Origin of the sequence: Streptomyces sp. NBC_00016 (assembly GCF_045040885.1) — a bacterium.
GTDB lineage: Bacteria > Actinomycetota > Actinomycetes > Streptomycetales > Streptomycetaceae > Streptomyces > Streptomyces coriariae.
In genome coordinates this window covers 6,064,141-6,084,273 of the sequence record NZ_CP108304.1, presented here as the reverse complement: position 1 = coordinate 6,084,273, position 20,133 = coordinate 6,064,141, and the positions used below count along the sequence as shown (strand labels likewise).

Genomic DNA, 20,133 nt, shown 5'->3' with positions numbered 1-20,133 from the left:
GTCCCTCAGTGACCGCTGGTCGCCTTCAGCCCCACCACGGCGACCAGCAGCAGACACACGAAGAAGATCCGGGCAGCGGTCGCCGGCTCCCCCAGCACCACCATGCCGACCACCGCGGCCCCCGCCGCCCCGATCCCGACCCACACGCCATAGGCGGTACCGATGGGGAGGGAACGGGCGGCGTACGACAGCAGCAGCATGCTGGCCACGATGCCGGCGCCGGTGAACAGACTCGGGACGAGCCGCGTGAACCCGTCCGTGTACTTCATCCCGATCGACCAGCCGACTTCCAGCAGACCGGCGACGACGAGCAGAACCCAGGCCATGGGCAGACACCTCCGAGACGCGAGCGTTCACGCACTGACACAGCGATGCGTCGTCTTTTCCTGCGGCATCCCGGTACGGCGCGTCTCGTCGGGCTCCTTCCAAACGTAGCAAAGAAACGACAAAAGGGCTGGTGACCATGGTCACCAGCCCTTTTTGCCGACTACATCAGAGGTACCGGCCGGTCAGAGGTACAGGCCGGTCGAGTCCTCCGAGCCCTCGAACCGGTCGGCCGCCACGGCATGCAGGTCGCGCTCCCGCATCAGCACGTACGCGACGCCCCGCACCTCGACCTCCGCGCGGTCCTCGGGGTCGTACAGCACCCGGTCCCCCGGCTCCACGGTCCGCACGTTCTGCCCCACGGCGACGACCTGGGCCCACGCCAGCCGACGACCGACGGCCGCGGTGGCGGGAATCAGAATGCCGCCACCCGAACGCCGCTCGCCCTCACCGGTCTCCTGCTTCACGAGCACACGGTCGTGCAGCATCCGGATGGGCAGCTTGTCGTGCGTGGTACTCAGGTCGTCTCTCTTGGCGCTCACACCACTGAACCTACCCCGCGCGGATGCGCGAGGAGCGCAGGGGATCAGCCCTTGCGGCGCCGTCCGCCGAACGCGAGCAGCCCCACCACGCCGACGACCACGAGCGCCACCGGCACGACCCGCTCCAGCCGGGGCGCGCCCTCCTCGTTCACGAACTGCGCCCGTACCTCGCTCACGGCACGGTTGACCTGGACGTAGGCCTTCCCGAGCGTGTGATCGACGTTGGCGACGACCTTGGCCTTGGCGTCCCCGACGATGGTCTTCGGATGCACCCGCACCCCGATCTCGTCCAGCGTCTCCGCCAGCACCTCGCGGCGGGCCCTGATGTCCGCCTCGATCTGCGCCGGGGTTCTGGTGTCCGACGTCTCCGCCACGGTAAGGCCTCCGAAGTCAGCTGTGTCTTGTTCTGGACAGTCTGTCAGCTCTGCCCGCCGTCGCACTGTCAGGACCCCCGGTTACGCTGGCCCGATGAGCGAGCGACTCCAGCCCGGGGACGTGGCCCCCGCCTTCACCCTCCCCGACGCCGACGGCAACCAGGTGTCCCTGTCGGACCACAAGGGCCGCAAGGTCATCGTCTACTTCTACCCGGCCGCGCTTACCCCCGGCTGCACGAAGCAGGCCTGCGACTTCACGGACAACCTGGAACTGCTGACCGGCGCCGGGTACGACGTCATCGGCATCTCCCCCGACAGCCCCGAGAAGCTGGGCAAGTTCCGCGACAAGGAGTCCCTGAAGGTCACCCTGCTGGCCGACCCCGAGAAGACCGTCACCGAGGCCTACGCGGCGTACGGCGAGAAGAAGAACTACGGCAAGACGTACATGGGCGTCATCCGCTCCACCATCGTGGTCGACGAGACCGGCAAGGTCGAGCGAGCCCTGTACAACGTCCGGGCCACCGGCCACGTAGCCAAGATCATCAAGGACCTGGGCATCTGAGCCCCCTCACCGCCGGCAAGCGGCCCGCGTCGGAACCCCCGGCACGGGCCGCTTCACGTTCCGTGCGCGACTGTCCTGCCGCTGCCTGGGCCCCAACTGCCATGCGCCGACAGAGACGTGGTGCCGACCGAAAGAGGGAGCGCCGCTCGCCGGACAGCTGCGGATCCCCGTACACTTGCAGGCACCCGTCGCTCGACGACGGGCGGCCGGCGGCCTTGGCGGAACGGCAGACGCCTCGCGTTTAGGGCGCGATGGGAGAAATCCCGTGAGGGTTCGAATCCCTCAGGCCGCACTTACCTTCACCGGCAAGGTCCGGCGCGCGACTTCCGCAATCCGGACCTTGCTGGTGGGTAGCCCTCAGCCCAGCAACTCCCGCACCACCGGCACCAGCCCCCGGAACGCCTTGCCGCGGTGGCTGATCGCGTTCTTTTCCGCCGGCGTCAGTTCCGCGCAGGTGCGCGTCTCGCTGTCCGGCTGGAGGATCGGGTCGTAGCCGAAGCCGTTGGTGCCGGTCGGGGTGTGGCGGAGGGTGCCGGTGAGGCGGCCCTCGACGACGCGTTCCGTGCCGTCCGGGAGGGCCAGGGCCGCCGCGCAGGCGAAGTGGGCACCCCGGTGTTCCTCGGCGATGTCCGAGAGCTGGGCCAGGAGCAGGTCCAGGTTGGCCCGGTCGTCGCCGTGCTTGCCGGCCCAGCGGGCGGAGAAGATGCCCGGGGCGCCGTTCAGGACGTCGACACAGAGGCCCGAGTCGTCGGCGACGGCCGGGAACCCCGTCGCCCGCGCGAGGGCGTGGGCCTTCAGGAGCGCGTTCTCGGCGAAGGTGACGCCGGTTTCCCTGACGTCGGGGATGTCGGGGTAGGCGTCCGCGCCGACGAGGTCGTGGGGCAGGCCTGCGTCGGCGAGGATCGACCTCAGTTCGGTGATCTTTCCGGCGTTGCGGGTGGCGAGGATCAGGCGGGTCATGCGCCCAGTATCCCCAGTTCCGCCCGGCGTCTCCTACGGGGTGCAGACCTTCGTCAGTTCGCCCGCGGCGTCGGTGACGGGGCTGAGGTCGGGAGTGTTGTCGCCGTTCTCGACGGCGGTGCGGACATTGGCGACGGCCGTCTGGAGGTCGTCGACCGCCTTGTTGACGTCGGTGTTGTCCGTCTTGTCGCCGATCTTGTCGAGGTTGTTCTCGATGGAGGTCAGCGACTCCTCCGTCTGTGTGGGGTCGTTCGCGGCGTTCTCCACGGCCTGCTGGAGGTCGGTGACGCTGTCGGCGATGGAGTCGGCGGTCTGGACGCAGTCCAGGGCCTTGTTGACTGCGTCGCAGCCGGTCGCCGTCAGTCCCACGGTGAGGGCGACGGCCGCCGTGGTGGCGGCTATGACGGATCGGCGACGCCGCTTCGGGCGTCGGCTCGCGGCCGTGGACATCAGTGTGTTCCTCCCCTTGCCAGGCCCAGGAGGCCCCCGTTGGTGTACTGGCCAAGACGCGTCGGCGGGCGTGCCGGTTGCTCGCGCCCGCCGCTCCTCTTGGTGTTCCCTTTACTTTTCGAGGACCGTATCAAGTGCCGCGCGCTGCAGGACAGTCAGTTCCGTGCAGCCCAGAACGGCCAGGTCCAGCAGGGAGTTGAGTTCCTCGCGGGCGAACGGCTCGGCCTCGGCGGTGCCCTGGACCTCGACGAAGCGGCCGTCGCCGGTGCAGACGACGTTCATGTCGGTCTCGGCGCGGACGTCCTCCTCGTAGCGGAGGTCGAGGAGCGGGACTCCTGCGACGATGCCGACCGAGACCGCGCTCACCGTGCCGGTGAGGGGCTGGCGGCCGGCCTTGATGAGCTTCTTGCCCTGGGCCCAGGTGATGGCGTCCGCCAGCGCGACGTACGCGCCGGTGATGGCCGCCGTGCGGGTGCCGCCGTCGGCCTGCAGGACGTCGCAGTCGAGGACGATGGTGTTCTCGCCGAGCGCCTTGTAGTCGATCACCGCGCGCAGTGAGCGGCCGATGAGGCGGGAGATCTCGTGGGTGCGGCCGCCGATCTTGCCGCGGACGGACTCGCGGTCGCCGCGGGTGTTGGTGGCCCGGGGGAGCATGGAGTACTCCGCGGTGACCCAGCCCTCGCCGCTGCCCTTGCGCCAGCGGGGGACGCCTTCGGTGACGGAGGCGGTGCAGAAGACCTTCGTGTCGCCGAAGGAGACGAGGACGGAGCCCTCGGCGTGCTTGCTCCAGCCACGTTCGATGGTGACGGGGCGGAGCTGTTCGGGGGTGCGGCCGTCGATTCGAGACATGGCGCTGAGCCTAGCCGTACCTGCGGAAGGGGCTCCTCCCACGGTGGTGGGAGGAGCCCCTTCGGCGGTGAGCCCTCAGGTGTGAGCGCGAAGGCTCACATCATGTCTTCGATCTCCGCGGCGATCGGGTCGGCGTCGGTGCCGATGACGACCTGGATCGCGGTGCCCATCTTGACGACGCCGTGGGCGCCGGCGGCCTTCAGGGCGGCTTCGTCGACGAGTGAGGCGTCGTTGACCTCGGTGCGCAGCCGGGTGATGCAGCCTTCGATCTCTTCGATGTTGTCGAGGCCGCCGAGTCCGGCGACGATCTTCTCAGCCTTGGTGGCCATGTTCCGTCTCCCTGAATTCCCTGATGCGAACCGCGATGTGAACCGCTTTGTCGCAGTAACCCACAGTTGGCCCAACTTCGCGAGCGATTGTGCCGGGTGTGCCGAAGGATGACGTCAGCGATGACGTCCCAGCAACCCAATCGTCCGTAGCTGGTCTACACCACCTGACAGGCGGTCGCCAAACGATGAGTGCCGAGAGCGCCGAGACCGAGATCAGCCCGGCCCGCCGACGCTGGCACACCGCGTTCCAGGGCCTGCAGAAGATGGGGCGCAGTCTTCAGCTGCCGATCGCGGTGCTGCCGGCCGCGGGCATCCTCAACAGGTTCGGCCAGCCTGACATGTTCGGGGACGACGGGCTCGGCTGGACGGACGTGGCGAAGGTGATGGCGGGGGCGGGCGCGGCACTGCTCGACAGCTCCCTCGGGCTGCCGCTGCTGTTCTGCGTCGGCGTGGCCATCGGCATGGCGAAGAAGGCGGACGGTTCGACGGCGTTGGCGGCGGTGGCGGGCTTCCTCGTCTACTACAACGTGCTGCGGCAGTTCCCGGAGGACTGCGGGCCGGGTTCGAAGGTGATCCCGAACATCGGGTGCCAGGCGACCGACAACACGGTGGGGGCCTTCGCGTACCAGAATCCGGGGGTCTTCGGCGGGATCGTCATGGGGCTGCTGACGGCCTACTTCTGGCAGCGCTACCACCGCACGAAGCTGGTGGACTGGCTGGGCTTCTTCAACGGCCGCCGTCTGGTGCCGATCATCATGGCGTTCGTGGCGATCGCGTTCGCCGCGCTGTGTCTGTGGGTCTGGCCGCCGATCGGTGACGCCCTGGAGAGTTTCAGCGACTGGCTGGACGGGCTGGACGCATGGGGCGCGGGCATCTTCGGTGTCGCGAACCGGGCGTTGCTGGTGATCGGTCTGCACCAGTTCCTGAACGTGCCCATCTGGTTCCAGTTCGGCAGTTTCACGAAGCCGGACGGCACGGTGGTGCACGGCGACATCAACATGTTCCTTCAGGGCGACCCGGATGCGGGGCAGTTCACGTCGGGCTTCTTCCCGATCATGATGTTCGCGCTGCCCGCGGCGGCGCTGGCGATCACGCACTGCGCGAGGCCGTCCCGCCGCAAGGAGGTCGGCGGTCTGATGCTGTCCGTGGCGCTGACGTCGTTCGTGACCGGCATCACCGAGCCGATCGAGTACTCGTTCCTGTTCGTCGCGCCGTTGCTGTACGCGGTGCACGCGGTGCTGACGGGGGCGTCGATGGCGGTGACGTGGGGGCTGGGTGTGCACGACGGTTTCAGTTTCTCCGCCGGGCTCATCGACTACGTCATCAACTGGAATCTGGCGACGCGGCCCTGGGCGATCATCCCGATCGGGCTGTGCTTCGCGGTCGTCTACTACGCGATCTTCCGTTTCGCGATCACGAAGTTCGATCTGAAGACTCCCGGGCGGGAGCCGGAGGAGGAGCGGGAGGACGTCACGAAGGCGTAGCCGGGGGCCGGTTCGGGGGCGCGGCCCGGGGCTCGGCCGGAGGGCCGTCGGACGTAGCCGAGCGTAATACCACGATTACGAGAATCGTGGGTTCCTTATGCCACCTTCATCGTGCTACAACATGGTCTACACCACTGAGTGGTGTAGACCACCACCCGATGGAGGAAGTCTATGAGCACCGCCACCGCGCCCACGGCGGCCCCACAGAAGAGATGGGGATCCGGCCTTCTGCAGGGGCTGCAGAAGGTCGGCCGCAGCCTTCAGCTCCCGATCGCCGTGCTGCCGGCGGCGGGCCTGCTGCTGCGGCTCGGACAGTCGGACGTCCAGGAGAAGCTGCACCTGCCCGACAAGGTCACGGCGGTCTTCGCCACGGCCGGCGGTGCCATCTTCGACAACCTCCCGATGCTCTTCTGTATCGGTGTCGCGATCGGCTTCGCCAAGAAGTCGGACGGCTCCACCGCGCTGGCCGCGCTGGTCGGCTTCCTGGTCTACGCCAACGTCCTGAAGGCGTTCCCGGTCTCCGAGGCCAAGGTCCAGGCGGGTGCGGACATAGCCGCGACCTACAACAACCCCGGTGTCCTCGGCGGCATCGTGATGGGTCTGCTCGGCGCGGTGGTCTGGCAGCGGTTCCACCGCACGAAGCTGGTGGACTGGCTCGGCTTCTTCAACGGCCGCCGTCTGGTGCCGATCATCATGGCGTTCGTCGGCACGCTCGTAGGTGTCTTCTTCGGCCTGGTCTGGGAGCCGATCGGTGAGGTCATATCGGACTTCGGCGAGTGGATGACGGGTCTGGGCGCGTTCGGCGCGGGCCTGTTCGGTCTGATCAACCGCGCGCTGATCCCGGTCGGCATGCACCAGTTCGTGAACTCCGTCGCCTGGTTCCAGATCGGCGACTTCAAGGACGCCACCGGTGCCGTCGTGCACGGCGACCTCACCCGCTTCTTCGCCGGTGACCCGACCGCCGGCCAGTTCATGTCCGGCTTCTTCCCGATCATGATGTTCGGTCTGCCGGCCGCCGCCCTGGCCATCGCGCACACCGCCCGCCCCGAGCGCCGCAAGGCCGTGCTGGGCATGATGATCTCGCTCGCGCTGACCTCCTTCGTGACCGGTGTCACCGAGCCCATCGAGTTCTCGTTCATGTTCATCGCGCCGCTGCTGTACGCGATCCACGCGGTGCTGACGGCCCTGTCCATGGCGATCACCTGGGCCCTGGGCGTCCACGCCGGCTTCACCTTCTCCGCGGGCTTCATCGACTACGCGCTGAACTGGAACCTGGCCACCAAGCCCTGGCTGATCATCCCGATCGGCCTGGTGTTCGGCGCGGTCTACTACGTCGTCTTCCGCTTCGCCATCACGAAGTTCAACCTCCCCACCCCGGGCCGTGAGCCCGAGGAGGAGCTCGAGGACCTCACCAAGGCGTAGGTACGCAGCGCGCCCGCGCAGGACATGCGAAGGCCCCCGGAGCCCTGAACCGCTCCGGGGGCCTTCTGCGTGCGTCGGCTCTAGATCTCGTACGTCAGCCGTGGCGCGGCCAGTTCCACCGGGCCGTCGAACACCGCGCGGGCGTCCGCCAGGTTGACCCGGGGGTCGGTCCACGGCGGGATGTGGGTCAGTACGAGCTTCCTCGCGCCCGCCCTGCTCGCCGTCTCGCCGGCTTCGCGGCCGTTGAGGTGCAGGTCGGGGATGTTCTCCTTGCCGTGCGTGAAGGCGGCCTCGCACAGGAAGAGGTCGGTGTCGCGGGCGAGGTCCTCCAGCGCGGGGCTGACGCCGGTGTCGCCGGAGTAGGTCAGCGACCTGCCACCGTGTTCGACGCGGATGCCGTAGGCCTCCACCGGGTGGGCCACGCGTTCGGTGTGCACGGTGAACGGGCCGATGTCGAAGGTGGACGGCTTGACCGTGTGGAAGTCGAAGACCTCGCTCATGGAGGAGGCCGACGGCGTGTCGGCGTAGGCCGTGGTCAGGCGGTGCTCCGTGCCCTCCGGGCCGTAGACCGGGATGGGGTCGCAGCGGCCGCCGTCGTGCCGGTAGTAGCGCGCGACGAAGTAGGCGCACATGTCGATGCAGTGGTCGGCGTGCAGATGGCTCAGGAAGATCGCGTCGAGGTCGTAGAGACCGCAGTGGCGCTGCAACTCGCCCAGGGCGCCGTTGCCCATGTCGAGAAGCAGCCGAAAGCCGTCGGCCTCGAGGAGGTAGCTCGAGCAGGCCGATTCCGCGGACGGGAACGACCCCGAGCAGCCGACGACGGTGAGCTTCATGAAGGCGAAACCTCCGCTGGCGGGAAACCGAGAAGTACCGGGTGAGGTCCGGGGGACGGATCGTGGAACGAATGATCGTTAAATGGGGCGACGGGGGTCGTGCGGTGCGTCGAGCGTAAGGCGCAAAACCCCGGGTCGCTCCTCCGCCAGGGGCCGTTGTGGGCGAACTCACCTGTGGTGTCACCGGTTCGGCTGGACCGGGGGCACGGGAAGTGGTGACGGGGCGCGCGGCGGCGCTCGCACGCCGGTAACGTCGTCGTATGGACACGTCCTGGTGGCTCGCGCTCGCGGCGGTGATACTGCTCGCGCTGGTCGCGACGCTCGTGGACGGCTGGGGGCGGGGCCGCAGGCCGAAGCGGCGCGGGACCCGGCCGCCGGGCCGGACGACGGGGCGGCCTTCGGGCCGGTCGACCCGGGGCCACGGCTTCGCCGGCCGTCCCCAGCCGGCGGAGATCTGGTGGGCGGACGTGCCGTTCGAGGACGGCCCCGGGGTGAAGGACCGGCCGTGTCTGGTGCTCATGGTGCGCGGTGACCGCGCCACCGTCGCGAAGATCACCAGCAAGTACCACGACGAGCGGGCCGGGGTGATCCCGCTGCCGCCGGGTGCCGTGGGGGACGCGCAGGGGCGGCCGAGTTTCCTGGAGACGGACGAGCTGCGCCAGATCCGGGTGAGCGACTTCCGGCGCAGGGTGGGTGTGGTGGACCCGGTCCTGTGGGACCAGGTCCGTCACCTGGCTACCTGAAACCCTACGCCCAGAGCTGGCCCTGGAGGGTCTCGATCGCTTCCTCCGTGGTGGCCGCGGTGTAGACGCCCGTGGACAGGTACTTCCAGCCGCCGTCCGCGACGACGAACGCGATGTCGGCGCTCTCCCCCGCCTTCAGCGCCTTCCTTCCGACGCCGATCGCCGCGTGCAGGGCCGCGCCCGTGGAGACGCCCGCGAAGATGCCCTCCTGCTGGAGGAGTTCGCGGGTGCGGGTCACGGCGTCCGCCGAGCCGACCGAGAAGCGGGTGGTGAGGACGGAGGCGTCGTACAGCTCGGGTACGAAGCCCTCGTCGAGGTTGCGCAGGCCGTAGACCAGGTCGTCGTAGCGCGGCTCGGCGGCGACGATCTTCACGTCCGGCTTGTTCTCGCGGAGGAACCGGCCGACGCCCATCAGCGTCCCCGTCGTGCCGAGGCCGGCGACGAAGTGGGTGATGGACGGGAGGTCGGCGAGGATCTCGGGGCCGGTGGTGGCGTAGTGCGCGCCCGCGTTGTCGGGGTTGCCGTACTGGTAGAGCATCACCCAGTCGGGGTGCTCGGCGGAGAGCTCCTTGGCGACCCGGACCGCGGTGTTGGAGCCGCCCGCGGCCGGGGAGGAGATGATCTCGGCGCCCCACATGCCGAGCAGGTCCCGGCGTTCCTGCGAGGTGTTCTCGGGCATGACGCAGACCATGCGGTAGCCCTTGAGCTTGGCCGCCATGGCGAGGGAGATGCCGGTGTTGCCGCTCGTCGGTTCCAGGATGGTGCAGCCGGGGGTGAGGCGGCCGTCCTTCTCGGCCTGCTCGACCATGTGCAGGGCGGGGCGGTCCTTGACCGAGCCGGTGGGGTTGCGGTCCTCGAGCTTCGCCCAGATGCGGACGTCGGCGGACGGCGAGAGCCGCGGCAGGCGCACCAGAGGGGTGTTGCCCACCGCGGCCAGCGGGGAGTCGTAACGCATGGGGTCCGGCGGCCGATCAGGCCATGCCGCCGGCCACGGCCGGCAGGATGGTCACGGTGTCGCCGTCGGTCAGCTTGGTGTCGATGCCGTCGACGAAGCGGACGTCCTCGTCGTTCAGGTACACGTTGACGAAGCGGCGCAGCTTTCCGTCGTCCACGATGCGGGCCCGGATGCCCGTGTGCCGGGTCTCGAGGTCGGTGAACAGGTCGGCGAGGGTGTCACCGGTGCCCTCCACCGCCTTCTGACCGTCGGTGTACTGGCGGAGGATGGTGGGGATGCGGACCTCGATGGCCATGGTTCAGGGCTCCTGTCGGAAGGTGTGGGCGGCGCGGGTTCGTGCGTGTGTGGCTCCCCCACGCTCGGCTGCGCTCGCGCGGGCATGCCCCCGTCGGCTCACGGCCGTACGGCGGCGGGTGGTGCGTCAACAGATGGCGCTGGCGAGCCTGCACAGGTCGACGTGCAGCCGCGCCACGAGCAGTGCGCCCGGCGTCTTCTCGCTCACGTCGTTCAGAACCATGGGCTCATCGTATCGATTCCCGGTCCGGCTCCTGGAATGTGATCCCACATCGCGGACGGTATGGGGCCGGGGAGTGAGATGTCACCGTGCCGCTAGGCCGACGCACGGCGCACCAGGCGGGTGGGGACGATCACGGACGGCCCGTCCGGCGACCCGTCCGGGGTGTGTTCCCGGGCCATCAGCAGCCGGGCCATCAGCCGGCCCATCTCCTCGATGTCCTGGTGGACGGTGGTGAGGGGCGGGTCGGTCGTCTCGGCGATGGAGGTGAGGTCGTCGAAGCCGACGACGGCCACGTCCTCGGGGACCCTGCGCCCGCGCTCCCGCAGGGTCTGCAGGGCGCCGGACGCCATGAGGTCGGAGGCGACGAACACGGCGTCGAGGCCGGGGTGGCGGTCCAGCAGCGCGGCCATGGCGTCGGCGCCGCCCTGCCGGGTGTAGTCGGCCCGCTCGACCAGGGGCGGCGCGCCGGCGTCGCGCAGCACGTCCCGGTACCCGGCCAGCCGGTCCGCGGCGGAGTTCTCCTGGTCGTAGGGCCCGGTGACGGTCGCGATCCGCCGCCGGCCGAGGGCGACCAGGTGCTGGACGGCCAGCCGGGCGCCGCCGCGGTTGTCGCCGTCGACGTGGGCCTGGCCGGGCCGCACGGGGTCGCCGTCGCGCAGCAGCGGGCGGCCGCCGAACACGGCCGGGAGGCCGAGCCGGTCGATGATCTCGGCCAGCCGGTCGCCGGGGCGCAGGGAGAACAGGATCGCGCCGTCGACATGGCCGCCGCCGAGGTAGTCGGCCACGCGCGCGTAGTCGTCGGGTTCCTCCAGGAACAGCAGGACGGCCTGGGCGCCGTGGAGTGCGAGTTCGCGGCGGATGCCGCGCAGCAGGAGGTCGAAGAAGGGGTCGATGAAGAGCCGGTTCTCGGGCTGGGCGGCGACCACGGCGACGGCGTTCGTGCGGTGGGTGACGAGTTGCCGGGCCGCCTGGTTGGGGACGTATCCCAGCTCGGAGATCACCCGGCGGACCCGGTCGACGACCTCCGCCCGGACCCGGGCCTCCCCGTTGATCACCCGGGACACGGTCGACTTCGAGACTCCCGACTGCCGGGCGACGTCTTCGAGCGTGGGCCGCCGTACGTGCGAGCGTTGCGTCAACACCATCTCCGTTGGGGTGAGTTGTGCGTGCACCTTGCGGAAACGGTAACCGTCGGGCGGGGGCGGCGCCGGGACCAGGGCCTGCCCTAGACGACCGGCTTGCCCGTCAGTTCCACGCCGGCCGCGCGCAGTTCCTCCAGGGCCCGGTCGGTGCTCTCCTTGGCCACGCCGGCGGTGAGGTCCAGCAGGACCTGGGTGCGGAAGCCCTCGCGGGCCGCGTCCAGGGCGGTGGCGCGTACGCAGTGGTCGGTGGCGATGCCGACGACGTCCACCTCGTCGATCTGGCGGTCCCGCAGCCAGTCGCCCAGCGTGGCGCCGTTCTCGTCGGCGCCCTCGAAGCCGCTGTACGCGGCCGCGTAGGCGCCCTTGTCGAAGACGGCGTCGATGGCGCCGGAGGCGACGGCGGGCGCGAAGTTGGGGTGGAAGCCGACGCCCTCCGTGCCCGCCACGCAGTGCGCGGGCCAGGAGTGCACGTAGTCGGGGTTGTCGGCGAAGTGGCCGCCGGGCGCGATGTGGTGGTCGCGGGTGGCCACCACATGCCGGTAACCGGCGGGTGCCTGCCCGATCAGCTCGGTGATGGCGGCGGCCACGTCGGCGCCGCCGGTCACCGCGAGGCTGCCTCCCTCGCAGAAGTCGTTCTGCACGTCTACGACGATCAAGGCGCGGCGCATGGTCGGTGTCCTTCGACTGAGGGTGAAGTAATTGAGCCTAGAGACTTTGTCGGCCCCGCGGGAGGGGGCGTCGCCCGGTGTGCGCCGGGTACACGCCCTAGTTACCCGACAGGCCCTGTACATACTCCGTGGGAATGACGGGTTCCCCGCGCGACAGCTGGGTCGCGGAGAGGGGCAGGCCGGCGCGGGCCGCGATGTGGCGGTCGCGGACGGTGTCCAGGGGCTCGCGACCGACGACCTCGCCGCCCTTGACCAGCTCGACGAGCAGCTGGTGGTCGGCCAGTGCGGCGGGGACGTCGCCGGTGCCGACGGCCTCGGCCTCGGCCACCCCGTGCGCGTCGGGCCGGCGCGCCGCCCACTTGCGGCCGCCGATGGAGGTCTTGCCGCCGGAGGACTTCTTCGCCACCGGCACCAGCGGTGCCTGCGGGTCGGCGGATCCGGCGCGGGCGACCAGCTTGTAGACCATCGAGCAGGTCGGATGCCCGGATCCGGTCACCAGCTGGGTGCCGACGCCGTACGCGTCGACGGGGGACGCGGCCAGTGAGGCGATGGCGTACTCGTCGAGGTCGGAGGTGACCACGATCCGGGTGTTCGTCGCGCCGAGCTCGTCGAGCTGCTGGCGCACCCGGTGGGCCACGAGGAGCAGGTCGCCGGAGTCGATGCGGACCGCGCCGAGCTCGGGTCCGGCGACGTCGACGGCCGTCCGGACGGCCTCGGCGACGTCGTACGTGTCCACGAGCAGGGTGGTGCCCCGGCCGAGCGAGTCGACCTGGGCCTGGAAGGCGTCCCGCTCGGTGTCGTGCAGGAGGGTGAAGGCGTGGGCGCTGGTGCCCACGGTGGGGATGCCGTAGCGGAAGCCGGCGGCCAGGTCGGAGGTGCTGGCGAAGCCGCCGATGTAGGCGGCGCGGGAGGCGGCGACCGCGGCCAGTTCGTGGGTGCGGCGGGCACCCATCTCGATCAGGGGGCGCTCGCCCGCGGCGGAGGACATCCGGGAGGCGGCGGCCGCGATCGCGGAGTCGTGGTTGAGGATGGAGAGGATCACGGTCTCGAGGAGCACGCACTCGGCGAAGGAGCCCTCGACGCGCATGATCGGCGAGCCCGGGAAGTAGACCTCGCCCTCCGGGTAGCCCCAGATGTCACCCGAGAAGCGGTATCCGGCGAGCCATTCCAGGGTCTCGTCGTCGACGATGTTCCGCTCGCGCAGGAAGCCGAGGACGTCCGCGTCGAACCGGAGGTTCTCGACGGCGTCCAGGACCCGCCCGGTGCCCGCGACGACGCCGTAGCGCCGGCCCTCCGGCAGCCGCCGGGTGAAGACCTCGAACACGCTGCGTCGTTCGGCCGTGCCCGCTTTCAGGGCTGCCTGGAGCATCGTCAGTTCGTACTGGTCCGTGAAGAGCGCCGTCGACGGAACATCCACCGGCAGCCCAAGGTCCGCTGTGTTCATGGCAATGGATGCTACTCCCTTTTCGTCGGTGTGACGATTTCCCTGCCGCGTGGCAGCATGGACGACGTGACGTCACCCGCTCCCCTTGAGATCGAACGCACCGAGTCGGCGGAGGAGGTCTTCGCCGTACCCGAGCCGGACGTCCCCTGGGTCACGATCGTGCACAACGACCCGGTCAACCTCATGAGCTACGTGACGTACGTCTTCCAGTCGTACTTCGGGTACAGCAAGGACAAGGCCACCAAGCTCATGATGGACGTCCACCACAAGGGCCGCGCCGTCGTCTCCAGCGGTTCGCGCGAGGAGATGGAACGCGACGTGCAGGCGATGCACGGATACGGCCTGTGGGCCACCCTCCAGCAGGACCGGAAGTAGCCTCCCCTCCTATGCCTGGACACTTCGAACCGCTCCCCGGCGGCGGCGCGGCCGTCGCACTCGACGACGTCGAGATCTCCATCATCCGGTCGCTGGCCGTGCAGCTCCTGGAGCTCATCGGCCCCGGCCCGGCCGAGGACGCCCCCGACGACCCGCTCGCCGAGCTCTTCGCCGACGGGCCGAGCGAGCCTCCCGCCGACCCGGTGCTGCGCCGCCTCTTCCCGGACGCCTACACCGACCCGGAGGGCACCCCGGGGCCCGAGCGGGCGGGCGAGCAGAAGGCGCACTCCGCCGAGTTCCGCCGCTACACCGAGAACGACCTGCGGGCCGGCAAGCGCGAGAACGCCCTCACGGTGGTCCGCTCGCTGGACGAGCTGGCCTCCGAGGCGGCCGGCGCGGGCGGGGCGGTGCTGAAGCTGACGCCGCAGGAGTCCCAGCAGTGGCTCCGCGCGCTGAACGACCTGCGCCTCGCGATCGGCTCCCGCCTGGAGATCACCGACGAGGACGACACCGATCTCCTCTACCGGCTGCCGGACGAGGACCCGCGCAAGCCGATGGTGATGGCGTACCTGTGGCTGGGCGGGCTCCAGGAGACCCTCGTGACGACTCTTCTGCCCTGATTCCTTCGCTTTTTTGTTCGCTCAGAGGACGCTCAAATCCGGATAACGATCGCGTCAACGCGACGGCCGGGAGTGTCCTCTTTGTGTCTCGTTCATCCGCTTCTTCTTGTGTCGTGCGCCACAGCCCACCCGGGCGATCAATATTGCGGGCGTGATAAATCTTCACGACCGCCCGGCGAACACCACCCGCATGTTCGGCCGGGTGCGCCACCGAGCCGGTTGATCGCCGGCCAGGCATCGCTCCATCAATCCGGGGGGATCGAAACCCGATCCGAGGCCGACGAGAGGCCCGGTTCGGCATGGAGAAAGGCGCACCACACATGACCTCTGAGAAGGTCACTGACACCGCTGTCACTGACACTCCCGAAGAGGGGTACGAGCGCGGACTCGGCAGCCGCCAGGTCCAGATGATCGCGATCGGCGGCGCCATCGGCGTCGGGCTCTTCCTGGGGGCCGGGGCGAACATCGCCAAGGCCGGTCCCAGCCTCATCCTGATGTACGCCCTCGCGGGCGGGATCATCTTCTTCATCATGCGGGCGCTGGGCGAGCTGCTGCTCTACCGCCCGGTCTCGGGTTCCTTCGCGGAGTACTCGCGCGAGTTCCTCGGCCCGTTCTTCGGCTACTTCACCGGCTGGACGTACTGGCTGATGTGGGTCGTGACCGGCATGGCCGAGCTGACGGCCGCCGCGATCTACGTCAACTACTGGTTCCCGGCCGTCCCCCAGTGGGTGACCGCACTGGTCTTCCTGGTGATCCTGTTCGGGGTCAACCTGATCTCCGTGAAGCTCTTCGGTGAGCTGGAGTTCTGGTTCTCGATGGTGAAGGTCACCGCGCTGATCGGCATGATCGTCATCGGCCTGGGCGTCCTCACCTTCGGCTTCAGCAGCGCCGGCGACACGGCCGCGGTCTCCAACCTGTGGGCCTTCGACGGCTTCTTCCCCAAGGGCGTCGGCTCGTCCCTGATGACCCTCCAGGGCGTCATGTTCGCCTACCTCGCGGTCGAGCTGGTCGGTGTCACGGCGGGCGAGTCGCAGGACCCGGAGAAGACCCTGCCGAAGGCGATCAACACCCTGCCGTGGCGTATCGCGCTGTTCTACGTCGGCGCGCTCACGGTCATCCTCTGCGTCGTGAAGTGGACGGAGTTCGCGCCGGGCGTGAGCCCGTTCGTCGAGGCGTTCGCGAAGATCGGCATCCCGGCGGGCGCCGGCATCGTGAACTTCGTCGTGCTGACGGCGGCCCTGTCCTCCTGCAACTCGGGCATGTACTCCACGGGCCGGATGCTGCGGAACCTGGCCGACAGCGGCGAGGCCCCCGCGGTCTTCCGCAAGCTGTCGTCGACGAAGACCCCCGCCTTCGGCATCACGGTCTCGGTGCTGTTCATGGGCATCGGCGTGATCCTGAACTACGTCGTCCCCGAGAAGGCCTTCGGCTACGTCACCTCGGTGGCCACCGCGGCCGGCATCTGGACCTGGCTGATGATCCTGATCAGCCACGTCCTCTACCGCCGCGCGGTCGTCGCGGGCCGGCTGCCCGCCTCGTCCTTCCCGGCCCCGGGCGGCTCGGCGTTCAGCTGGGTGGCCATCGCCTTCCTGCTCTTCGTCACCGGCCTGATCGCGTACGACGCCGACTCCCGGGTCTGCCTCTACGTGATGGCGGGCTGGGCGGTCGCGCTCGGTATCGGCTGGGCGGTCCTGAAGGGCCGCAACCCGGCGATCACCGAACGGCGCGAGCCGGAGTTCGAGAAGGTCGGCTGACCGACCCGTCGACCATCCCCGGGACGTCCGGCCGCAGGGAGCACTCGTGGCGCCCCCTGCGGCAGCCGCTCAGGACGTCCGCGATGTGGGCCGTTCCGTACCACTCCTCGGTACGGAACGGCCCCTTTGCTTATCCTGGCGACCATGCTGACCATCACCCAGGCCCTGCACGACCAGATCGTCGCCCACGCGCGCAAGGACCACCCCGACGAGGCGTGCGGCGTGGTCGCGGGTCCGGCGGGCACGGACCGCCCGGAACGTTTCATCCCGATGCTGAACGCGGCCATGTCGCCCACGTTCTACGAGTTCGACTCGGGCGACCTGTTCAAGCTCTACCGCGAGCTGGACGACCGCGACGAGGATCCGGTGATCATCTACCACTCCCACACCGCCACGGAGGCGTACCCGTCCCGCACGGACATCTCGTACGCGAACGAGCCGGGCGCGCACTACGTGCTGGTGTCGACGGCGGACACGGACGGCGGGGGCGAGTTCCAGTTCCGCTCGTTCCGCATCGTGGACGCGGTGGTCACGGAGGAGGACGTACGGGTCGTCGAGGCGTACTGAGGCGCGCACCGCGTTCCGGTGGCGCCCGCGCCTAGGCAGCCGCCGCCGTGCCCCGCAGCAGCGAGCGGATGGGGCGCCACAGCTCCGGGACGGCCACGACGCCGATCGGGACACCGTTGCCGGGGGCCGTGCGCCAGATCAGGCCGTCCGGGTGGTGGAGCACCGCCGTGACCTCGTCCGGGGTGGGCGGCTCCGCGTTGCCGCGCAGGTAGACGGCCCGCAGGCCCAGGTTGCGGAGCCTGGTCAGGGCTCGGGCCCGGTTCTGGGCGTGGACCAGCACGCGGACGTCCGTGGAGGGGCCCGGCAGGCCCTCTCGGGCGGTGGGGCTGGGCAGGTTCAACGCCACCACCACCATGCCGTCGGGCAGCTTGCAGAAGCCTCCTGCGGCCATGCGGTCACACCCCCGTGCGCGTCGGTATCGAGGTCGTCGCCGGGGCCGGCGCCGAGGTCGCTGTCGATGTCGGTGTCGATGCAGGTGTCAATAAGAAGGGCACAGGAGGCACCTAAACACGATCGGCGGCAACCCGCCAGAGGGGTTGCCGCCGATACGCTTCTGACCTGCTAAAACATCGACTACTTGGTCGACGGACCGACCTTCACCTTGATCGTGGAACCGCTGAGCGGCTCGTTGACGATCTTGATCGAGGTGTTGGTGTCAGTGACCTTGACGCCCGCGAGCGGGGTCGTCGCGTCGTAGTACGTGGACTTGCCGTCGTCGAAGACCGGGACACCCGGACGCGACTTGATCTTGACCGCGACGTCCGCCCTGTGCAGCGTGATCGCGTCCGTCCGGTACTGGCTGAAGGGCGAGTCGAAGCTCTGCAGACGGGCGTTCATCACGGAGCCGTCGGCCCACTTCAGCGCGGTCGGGTGCGAGTCGACCGGAAGGATCAGGCCCTCACCCGGGTGCTGGCTGGTGTTGTCGTCCGCCTGCGAGGTGTCCCACTTCCAGATCAGCAGACCGTTCTGGTAGGCGTAGTGCTCCACCCAGTCGGGCCGGGTCGTCGAGAAGCCGAAGTTGTACGGGCCGACCTTGAGGGTCTTGTCGTACGACACGTACTGGCGGTTCTCGGCGATGTAGTACTGGGCGTAGTCGTCCGTGATGGACGCGCCGATCCGGGAGAAGCCGGTCGCCGTCCACGCCGCGTCCGCGGTCTCGGCGTTGTCGGAGAACAGCGTGGCGCCGTCCGCCGTCACCTTGATCTCGTCGGCCGCGAAGCCCTTCTGGGCCACGCCGCCGTCGGTGGCGTACCGGAAGCGGAGGCTGATCTTCTGGCCCGCGTAGGCGTTCAGCGGGAAGGTCAGCTTCTGGTAGGCGTCGACCGTGCCGGTGAGGGCGGGCTTGCCGCTGCCGTCGCGCGGGACGGCGCTGCCGTCGGCCAGGGTGCCGTCGACCGGCGTCCAGTTGGCGCCGTCGGTGGAGACCTCGGTGTACAGGTAGTCGTAGTCCTGCTCGATGTCCCACCAGCCGTCCAGGGACAGCGAGGCCGACGTCCTGCCGGTCAGGTCGACCGCGCGGGTCAGGGTGTTGCGCAGGTCGTCGCCGCTGCCGCTCCACCACTGCGTGGCGCCCTCGGCCGGGGCGACCACCTCGGTGGTGACCTCCTTCTCCGGCAACTGGACCACGAGGGCCTGGGCGTTCTTGGTGTTGTACTCCGCGACGCCGAGGGTGTGGGTGGACTTCACGCCCGCCTTGGCCACGTCGTAGTCCAGCCAGCCCAGCTGGAGCTTGTCCCAGGCGTTCATGTCGCCGGGAAGGTTGCCGATGGCCTCCTTGCCGGTGCCGAGCCAGGAACCGGACGACATCAGCGTCCAGAAGCCGGTGGAGTTCTCGCCGCCGCCGGAGGTGTCGTACTCGTCCGGCAGGCCGAGGTCGTGGCCGTACTCGTGCGCGTAGACGCCGAGTCCGCCGTTCTCCGGCTGGATGGTGTAGTCGCCGACCCAGATGCCGGTGTCGCCGACCTGGGCGCCGCCGAGCTTGTTGGTGTCCGGGCCGGTGGAGCCGGCGTCGGTGCCGAAGGCGTACCAGCGGTGTGCCCAGATGGCGTCCTCGCCCTGGGCGCCGCCGCCCGCGGACTCGTCCTCACCGGCGTGCACGATCTGGAAGTGGTCGATGTAGCCGTCCGACTCGTTGAAGTCGCCGTCGCCGTCGTAGTCGTAGCGGTCCCACTGGTCGAACTCGGCCAGCTCCGCCTTGATCTCGGCGGCGGTGGCGCCGGCCGCCTCACGCTCGGCCACCCAGGCGTTGACGCCGTCCTGGACCGCGTACCAGGCGCCGGTGGAGGCGTTGTTGGAGCCGTACCGGGCCTCGTTGTAGGGGACCTTGACCCAGTCGGTCACCTCGCCGTCGACCGAGTAGCGGCCCGAGGACTGCTTCTCGTAGTACTTCTTCAGCGACTCGGTGTTCTTGCCGGTGCCGAAGTACAGCTCCTGGAAGTGCTTCTGGTTGTAGTCCGCCTGCCAGGCGGTGGAGTTGTCCTTGCTGCGGTCCGGCGCGGCTATCTGGTTGTGCAGCGGGCCGGCCGTGCCGCCGTAGCGGCTGTCGACCTGGTCGCCGAACTCGACGAGGATCGTGAAGATCTTGTCGGTCTTCTCGCGGCCGAGCTCGACGTACTTGCTGTCGCCCTTGCGGCTCTTGAGCTGGACGACCTTCGAGCCGTCCCGGTTCTTGACCGATGCCTCGCCGGATATGACCTGCTCGATGGCCTCCTCGCGCTGCGCCTCCTGGGTCTTGCTGAGCGGGCCGTCGAAGTCGTGCTCCTTGGCCTTGGCCGGCTGCGGGTCCTGCCGGTCCACCGCCGGGGCCTTCGCCGAGGTGTTGTCGGCGGCCTGTGCCACGGCGAACGTCGAGAACGTCGCCGAGGCCGCCGCAAGGGCGACGACCGTGGCGGCCGTCCTGAACGTCCAGGATCTACTGGTCACTTGATGTCCTCCCACGCACGCGTCCGGACGCGCGGAAAGGGGGGATCCCTGTCAAGGAAGGTCCGCGCGCTGTTATACGCGTGTAGTCAAGTGACGCCATTTGACTACTGGTTTACGAGAAAAGACAGACCTTGACTTGAACAAGTCAACTGCATTATTGGGAGCGTGTGTTCGCATTGCGGACATGCGACTGTAACGTGGCGGAGGCCTCGACAGGCGCGCAGGACAGTCCACTTGATGGACGCCATGACTCCGTGCGCCCCCTGTGCACCGGCACCGTGGGTTAGGTCACGCTTA

At 69.2% G+C, this 20,133-nt stretch carries 24 protein-coding genes, 1 tRNA gene and 1 riboswitch; of the genes, 9 read left to right on the top strand and 16 right to left on the bottom strand.

Annotated features, from left to right (window positions below):
* Positions 1-5 precede the first annotated feature (5 nt).
* The 3 genes from OG933_RS27005 to OG933_RS26995 form a co-directional block, all read right to left on the bottom strand.
* A complete protein-coding gene (locus OG933_RS27005) occupies positions 6-326 on the bottom strand; it encodes a multidrug efflux SMR transporter (protein WP_020132220.1) in 321 nt (106 codons plus the stop codon).
* A 44-nt stretch (positions 327-370) separates the two neighbouring features.
* A riboswitch (guanidine-III (ykkC-III) riboswitch) is annotated at positions 371-446 on the bottom strand.
* A gap of 63 nt (positions 447-509) precedes the next feature.
* Positions 510-812 (bottom strand): co-chaperone GroES, encoded by a 303-nt coding sequence (locus tag OG933_RS27000; protein ID WP_372481747.1) that lies wholly within the window; start codon positions 810-812, stop codon positions 510-512.
* A 98-nt stretch (positions 813-910) separates the two neighbouring features.
* Positions 911-1,240 (bottom strand): DUF3618 domain-containing protein, encoded by a 330-nt coding sequence (locus OG933_RS26995; protein ID WP_054240202.1) that lies wholly within the window; start codon positions 1,238-1,240, stop codon positions 911-913.
* Between the two features lie 94 nt (positions 1,241-1,334).
* Between OG933_RS26995 and bcp the strand changes: the two genes are divergently transcribed.
* Positions 1,335-1,802, top strand: coding sequence for a thioredoxin-dependent thiol peroxidase (gene bcp / locus OG933_RS26990; protein ID WP_054240203.1), 468 nt, complete (start codon positions 1,335-1,337; stop codon positions 1,800-1,802).
* A 209-nt stretch (positions 1,803-2,011) separates the two neighbouring features.
* Positions 2,012-2,094, top strand: a tRNA-Leu gene (locus OG933_RS26985).
* Between the two features lie 65 nt (positions 2,095-2,159).
* Here the strand turns inward: OG933_RS26985 and rdgB are convergent.
* The 4 genes from rdgB to OG933_RS26965 form a co-directional block, all read right to left on the bottom strand.
* Positions 2,160-2,762 carry an RdgB/HAM1 family non-canonical purine NTP pyrophosphatase gene (gene rdgB, locus OG933_RS26980; RefSeq protein WP_405629233.1) on the bottom strand — a complete coding sequence of 201 codons (603 nt, stop codon included), beginning with the start codon at positions 2,760-2,762 and terminating at the stop codon, positions 2,160-2,162.
* Positions 2,763-2,795: 33 nt separating this feature from the next.
* Entirely contained in the window at positions 2,796-3,212 is a 417-nt protein-coding gene (locus OG933_RS26975) for a hypothetical protein (RefSeq protein WP_362522590.1), read from the bottom strand.
* A 111-nt stretch (positions 3,213-3,323) separates the two neighbouring features.
* The gene (gene rph, locus OG933_RS26970; RefSeq protein ID WP_020132214.1) at positions 3,324-4,061 is read right to left on the bottom strand and encodes a ribonuclease PH; all 738 of its coding nucleotides are present in this window, start codon (positions 4,059-4,061) and stop codon (positions 3,324-3,326) included.
* Between the two features lie 95 nt (positions 4,062-4,156).
* Complete coding sequence (locus tag OG933_RS26965; RefSeq protein ID WP_020132213.1) at positions 4,157-4,390, bottom strand: glucose PTS transporter subunit EIIB; 234 nt, start codon at positions 4,388-4,390, stop codon at positions 4,157-4,159.
* A gap of 185 nt (positions 4,391-4,575) precedes the next feature.
* On the opposite strand from OG933_RS26965, the gene OG933_RS26960 reads away from it, so the two are divergent.
* Both OG933_RS26960 and OG933_RS26955 read left to right on the top strand, forming a co-directional pair.
* Positions 4,576-5,874, top strand: a complete 1,299-nt coding sequence (locus OG933_RS26960; protein ID WP_020132212.1) for a PTS transporter subunit EIIC — start codon at positions 4,576-4,578, stop codon at positions 5,872-5,874.
* Positions 5,875-6,045: 171 nt separating this feature from the next.
* The gene (locus OG933_RS26955; protein ID WP_362522591.1) at positions 6,046-7,296 is read left to right on the top strand and encodes a PTS transporter subunit EIIC; all 1,251 of its coding nucleotides are present in this window, start codon (positions 6,046-6,048) and stop codon (positions 7,294-7,296) included.
* Between the two features lie 80 nt (positions 7,297-7,376).
* Here the strand turns inward: OG933_RS26955 and OG933_RS26950 are convergent, their stop codons facing one another.
* Positions 7,377-8,129, bottom strand: a complete 753-nt coding sequence (locus OG933_RS26950) for an MBL fold metallo-hydrolase (protein WP_020132210.1) — start codon at positions 8,127-8,129, stop codon at positions 7,377-7,379.
* A gap of 260 nt (positions 8,130-8,389) precedes the next feature.
* Here OG933_RS26950 and OG933_RS26945 point away from each other — a divergent pair, with 260 nt between their 5' ends.
* Positions 8,390-8,872, top strand: coding sequence for a type II toxin-antitoxin system PemK/MazF family toxin (locus OG933_RS26945; RefSeq protein WP_362522592.1), 483 nt, complete (start codon positions 8,390-8,392; stop codon positions 8,870-8,872).
* A 4-nt stretch (positions 8,873-8,876) separates the two neighbouring features.
* Here the strand turns inward: OG933_RS26945 and OG933_RS26940 are convergent, their stop codons facing one another.
* The 6 genes from OG933_RS26940 to OG933_RS26915 form a co-directional block, all read right to left on the bottom strand.
* Positions 8,877-9,827: a PLP-dependent cysteine synthase family protein gene (locus OG933_RS26940; RefSeq protein WP_020132208.1), complete on the bottom strand. Its 951-nt coding sequence runs from the start codon at positions 9,825-9,827 to the stop codon at positions 8,877-8,879.
* A gap of 16 nt (positions 9,828-9,843) precedes the next feature.
* Positions 9,844-10,122: a MoaD/ThiS family protein gene (locus OG933_RS26935; RefSeq protein ID WP_362270817.1), complete on the bottom strand. Its 279-nt coding sequence runs from the start codon at positions 10,120-10,122 to the stop codon at positions 9,844-9,846.
* 126 nt (positions 10,123-10,248) lie between these two features.
* A complete protein-coding gene (locus OG933_RS26930) occupies positions 10,249-10,344 on the bottom strand; it encodes a putative leader peptide (protein ID WP_020132206.1) in 96 nt (31 codons plus the stop codon).
* Positions 10,345-10,436: 92 nt separating this feature from the next.
* Positions 10,437-11,489, bottom strand: coding sequence for a LacI family DNA-binding transcriptional regulator (locus tag OG933_RS26925; protein WP_405629230.1), 1,053 nt, complete (start codon positions 11,487-11,489; stop codon positions 10,437-10,439).
* Positions 11,490-11,569: 80 nt separating this feature from the next.
* A complete protein-coding gene (locus OG933_RS26920; RefSeq protein ID WP_362522595.1) occupies positions 11,570-12,154 on the bottom strand; it encodes a nicotinamidase in 585 nt (194 codons plus the stop codon).
* A gap of 97 nt (positions 12,155-12,251) precedes the next feature.
* Positions 12,252-13,598, bottom strand: a complete 1,347-nt coding sequence (locus tag OG933_RS26915; RefSeq protein WP_362522596.1) for a nicotinate phosphoribosyltransferase — start codon at positions 13,596-13,598, stop codon at positions 12,252-12,254.
* 57 nt (positions 13,599-13,655) lie between these two features.
* Here OG933_RS26915 and clpS point away from each other — a divergent pair, with 57 nt between their 5' ends.
* The 4 genes from clpS (at position 13,656) to OG933_RS26895 (ending at position 16,914) form a co-directional block, all read left to right on the top strand.
* Complete coding sequence (gene clpS / locus OG933_RS26910; protein WP_362270825.1) at positions 13,656-13,973, top strand: ATP-dependent Clp protease adapter ClpS; 318 nt, start codon at positions 13,656-13,658, stop codon at positions 13,971-13,973.
* Positions 13,974-13,984: 11 nt separating this feature from the next.
* A complete protein-coding gene (locus OG933_RS26905) occupies positions 13,985-14,593 on the top strand; it encodes a DUF2017 domain-containing protein (RefSeq protein WP_020132201.1) in 609 nt (202 codons plus the stop codon).
* Between the two features lie 320 nt (positions 14,594-14,913).
* Entirely contained in the window at positions 14,914-16,347 is a 1,434-nt protein-coding gene (locus OG933_RS26900) for an amino acid permease (RefSeq protein WP_405629228.1), read from the top strand.
* A gap of 144 nt (positions 16,348-16,491) precedes the next feature.
* Positions 16,492-16,914, top strand: coding sequence for a Mov34/MPN/PAD-1 family protein (locus tag OG933_RS26895; RefSeq protein ID WP_020132199.1), 423 nt, complete (start codon positions 16,492-16,494; stop codon positions 16,912-16,914).
* A gap of 31 nt (positions 16,915-16,945) precedes the next feature.
* On the opposite strand, the gene OG933_RS26890 is transcribed toward OG933_RS26895, so the two are convergent.
* Together OG933_RS26890 and OG933_RS26885 are read right to left on the bottom strand one after the other, a co-directional pair.
* Entirely contained in the window at positions 16,946-17,305 is a 360-nt protein-coding gene (locus OG933_RS26890; RefSeq protein WP_405629226.1) for a hypothetical protein, read from the bottom strand.
* Between the two features lie 182 nt (positions 17,306-17,487).
* Positions 17,488-19,836 (bottom strand): immune inhibitor A domain-containing protein, encoded by a 2,349-nt coding sequence (locus OG933_RS26885; protein ID WP_362522598.1) that lies wholly within the window; start codon positions 19,834-19,836, stop codon positions 17,488-17,490.
* Positions 19,837-20,133: the final 297 nt, after the last annotated feature.

Coding starts and splice junctions, on each gene's coding strand:
- OG933_RS27005 (WP_020132220.1), bottom strand. CDS start 326: ATGGCCTGGGTTCTGCTCGTCGTCGCCGGTCTGCTGGAAGTCGGCTGG.
- OG933_RS27000 (WP_372481747.1), bottom strand. CDS start 812: ATGCTGCACGACCGTGTGCTCGTGAAGCAGGAGACCGGTGAGGGCGAG.
- bcp (WP_054240203.1), top strand. CDS start 1,335: ATGAGCGAGCGACTCCAGCCCGGGGACGTGGCCCCCGCCTTCACCCTC.
- rdgB (WP_405629233.1), bottom strand. CDS start 2,762: ATGACCCGCCTGATCCTCGCCACCCGCAACGCCGGAAAGATCACCGAA.
- OG933_RS26975 (WP_362522590.1), bottom strand. CDS start 3,212: ATGTCCACGGCCGCGAGCCGACGCCCGAAGCGGCGTCGCCGATCCGTC.
- rph (WP_020132214.1), bottom strand. CDS start 4,061: ATGTCTCGAATCGACGGCCGCACCCCCGAACAGCTCCGCCCCGTCACC.
- OG933_RS26965 (WP_020132213.1), bottom strand. CDS start 4,390: ATGGCCACCAAGGCTGAGAAGATCGTCGCCGGACTCGGCGGCCTCGAC.
- OG933_RS26960 (WP_020132212.1), top strand. CDS start 4,576: ATGAGTGCCGAGAGCGCCGAGACCGAGATCAGCCCGGCCCGCCGACGC.
- OG933_RS26955 (WP_362522591.1), top strand. CDS start 6,046: ATGAGCACCGCCACCGCGCCCACGGCGGCCCCACAGAAGAGATGGGGA.
- OG933_RS26950 (WP_020132210.1), bottom strand. CDS start 8,129: ATGAAGCTCACCGTCGTCGGCTGCTCGGGGTCGTTCCCGTCCGCGGAA.
- OG933_RS26945 (WP_362522592.1), top strand. CDS start 8,390: ATGGACACGTCCTGGTGGCTCGCGCTCGCGGCGGTGATACTGCTCGCG.
- OG933_RS26940 (WP_020132208.1), bottom strand. CDS start 9,827: ATGCGTTACGACTCCCCGCTGGCCGCGGTGGGCAACACCCCTCTGGTG.
- OG933_RS26935 (WP_362270817.1), bottom strand. CDS start 10,122: ATGGCCATCGAGGTCCGCATCCCCACCATCCTCCGCCAGTACACCGAC.
- OG933_RS26930 (WP_020132206.1), bottom strand. CDS start 10,344: ATGGTTCTGAACGACGTGAGCGAGAAGACGCCGGGCGCACTGCTCGTG.
- OG933_RS26925 (WP_405629230.1), bottom strand. CDS start 11,489: ATGGTGTTGACGCAACGCTCGCACGTACGGCGGCCCACGCTCGAAGAC.
- OG933_RS26920 (WP_362522595.1), bottom strand. CDS start 12,154: ATGCGCCGCGCCTTGATCGTCGTAGACGTGCAGAACGACTTCTGCGAG.
- OG933_RS26915 (WP_362522596.1), bottom strand. CDS start 13,598: ATGAACACAGCGGACCTTGGGCTGCCGGTGGATGTTCCGTCGACGGCG.
- clpS (WP_362270825.1), top strand. CDS start 13,656: ATGGACGACGTGACGTCACCCGCTCCCCTTGAGATCGAACGCACCGAG.
- OG933_RS26905 (WP_020132201.1), top strand. CDS start 13,985: ATGCCTGGACACTTCGAACCGCTCCCCGGCGGCGGCGCGGCCGTCGCA.
- OG933_RS26900 (WP_405629228.1), top strand. CDS start 14,914: ATGACCTCTGAGAAGGTCACTGACACCGCTGTCACTGACACTCCCGAA.
- OG933_RS26895 (WP_020132199.1), top strand. CDS start 16,492: ATGCTGACCATCACCCAGGCCCTGCACGACCAGATCGTCGCCCACGCG.
- OG933_RS26890 (WP_405629226.1), bottom strand. CDS start 17,305: ATGGCCGCAGGAGGCTTCTGCAAGCTGCCCGACGGCATGGTGGTGGTG.